Raw genomic sequence first — 2,347 nt, forward strand, 5'->3', positions numbered from 1 at the left:
GGTGGCGTCGGCCTCGGCCGCGCGCTCCGGAGGCAACGCCTGGGTGGCGTCGGCGTCCGCGGCGTTCCGGCCGACGTCGGCGGCGGGGCGGTCGGGCGGCAGGGCGCGGGTCGCGTCGGGATCCCCCGCGGATGGCTCCTCGCGGTCGTCGCTCATCGCACGTCCTCTCCCCGCAGGGTCGGGCGCCCTGGCCCTCGATCGTCCACCGTATCGGCCCGAGCAACCGTCCGCGCGGATCAGCGCCGCGAGCCGGGGGTCACGGGGTCGGCGACGAGGTGACCACCGGTGTTGCCTGCGGCTCCTCGCCGCAGGTGAGGTCGACCCGGTCGTTCCAGTGCGCCGGCGCGGCGGCGACGGGGTCCTGGTCGGTGACCTCGCCCTTCCGGCCGGTCCGGTAGCGGGGATAGAGCCCGGCCTCGAACAGGTCGTCCGCGGCGTCACCGCAGGCCAGCCCGATCAGGTCCGGTACGGCGACGGCCGGTGCCGAACCGGCGACCCAGAGGGTCACCGTCACGCCGCGGCGGACCGGCGTACCGGGCTCGGGAGAGGTGCGCAGGACCGACCGGTCGGAGCCGGTGCCGAACACCAGGCGCCAGCCGAGCTTCCGGTCGCGTAGCTGCCGGCGCGCCTCCGCGAAGTCCGTGCCCACCAGCTCGGGAACGGTCAGGCCCGGGGCCGTCGTGGTGGTCCGGGTCGCGGACGGGCGCGGGGACGGCGTACTCGGCGCCGCTTCGGTCGGGGTCTCCTCGATCGACGTCGACGGCGTTCCGGCGGCCGACACGGGACGGTCCGGATCGCCGGCCAGCATCCAGCCGCCGCTCGCCCCGATCACCGCGAGCAGCAGCACGGCCAACCCGCCGCCGAGGAGCAGCCTCGACCGGCCCGGCCCCTGGTCGTCGCGTACGCCGGCCGGCCGTTCCGGCTGCCCGTTGTCCGTCATCGCGTCCACCGCCTCAGTCACCGGCGACCGTATCGACCGCCACCAACCCGCCCCCGGCTACCGGCGGAGCCCGCCACGACTCGCCGCGCCGACCCTGGGACGCTACGCTCCCCGGCATGTCCAGACGTGGCTGGGGAGGATCGGTCGCCACCGCGCTCGGCGTCGCCGCCGGGACGGGGGCGGCCCAGCTGGGCTTCGGCTACGGCCTGGGCATCATCAACTGGTCGTCGGCGGGCGGCACCCGGGTCGAGGCGGCCTGGGTGGCGAGCCTCGCCTGGGCCACCTGGATCTCCGCCACCTCGGTGGTGGCCGGCGCGGTCTGCGCCCACCGGCTGCGGGGCGACGACGAGGAGTCCGGCCGTCCGCTGCGGAGCGTCCTCCTGGCCGTCGCCGCCGGGGTGGGCGCGCTGATCACCGTGCTGCTGGTCGCCGTACCGGCCCGCGCGGCCCGGGTGCCGGACACCGTCTCCCCGCAGACGGTCGCCGCCGGGTACGCCGCCGTCGGGCTGGTCGCCGGGCTGCTGCTGGCGGTCTGGGCCCTGCACTCCCGGGCGGCCGCCGGCAACCTGGTCGCCACCACCGGCTGGCTCTGGCTGCTCGCCGTGGTGTCGGTGGTCGACGGGGTGCTCGCCGGCCGGGGCCTGACCACCGCACAGCTCGGCATCTGGCAGATCAGTGCGGACAGCGACCGCTTCTGGATCCGCGACTACTTCTACTGGCCAGGTGCCCTGCTCGCGCTGGGCTCCGCACTGCTGATCGGCGTGCTGGCCGCACGGCGTAGCGCCCGGGTGCCGGAGCTGCGGCTCGGGGCGGCGGCCTCGGGAGCAGCCGGCCCGGTCCTCGTGGCGCTCGCCTACCTGCTGGCCGTGCCGCGGCTCGCGGCGATCGCCCCCGAGCAGCTCTCCGCCCACCTGATCGCCCCGTACGCGGTGATCGCCGGGGTCGGCGGCTCGGTCCTGGTGGCCGCGCTGGCGCAACGGGCCGAGCTACGGGCCGCCGCGCGGGCGGGGGTGACGCTGCCCCGCCAACGCGCCGAAGAGCCCGCCGACGGGACCAGCTTGGACCCGGACCGCTCGGCCGCGGAAGCGCCTGTCGACGCGGTGGCCACGGATGACCGGCAGACCTCGCGGCGGTGGCGTCTCGGCCGCCGGTCCGCCGGGTCGCCGGAGCCGGCCGCCGAACCCGGGACGGCCGACGGGTCCGGCTCGGGCACGACCTCGGGCACGGCGGGCGCCGAGCCGATCCGGTCGACCGGCCCCGACGCCGACGTGAGCACGCCGGCCACGGAAACGACCGGGTCGGATCCGCAGTCGGGGGCGCGGGGGGCGGGCCGCCCCCCGTCGGCGGGGGGGGGGGCCCGGGGGGCCCCCCCCGCCCCCGCGGGGCGTTCACGCCCCGGTCGCCGCC

Annotated in this window: 2 protein-coding genes; one reads left to right on the forward strand and one right to left on the reverse strand. The window is 77.9% G+C overall.

The annotated features are described in order from the left end of the window. Positions 1-256 precede the first annotated feature (256 nt). The gene (locus ACWEVO_RS35155) at positions 257-961 is read right to left on the reverse strand and encodes a PASTA domain-containing protein (protein ID WP_452311721.1); all 705 of its coding nucleotides are present in this window, start codon (positions 959-961) and stop codon (positions 257-259) included. A gap of 95 nt (positions 962-1,056) precedes the next feature. On the opposite strand from ACWEVO_RS35155, the gene ACWEVO_RS35160 reads away from it, so the two are divergent. Then, a partial coding sequence (locus ACWEVO_RS35160) for a hypothetical protein (protein WP_452311722.1) occupies positions 1,057-2,347 on the forward strand: 1,291 nt, incomplete at its 3' end.

The organism is Micromonospora sp. NPDC003776, assembly GCF_053605645.1.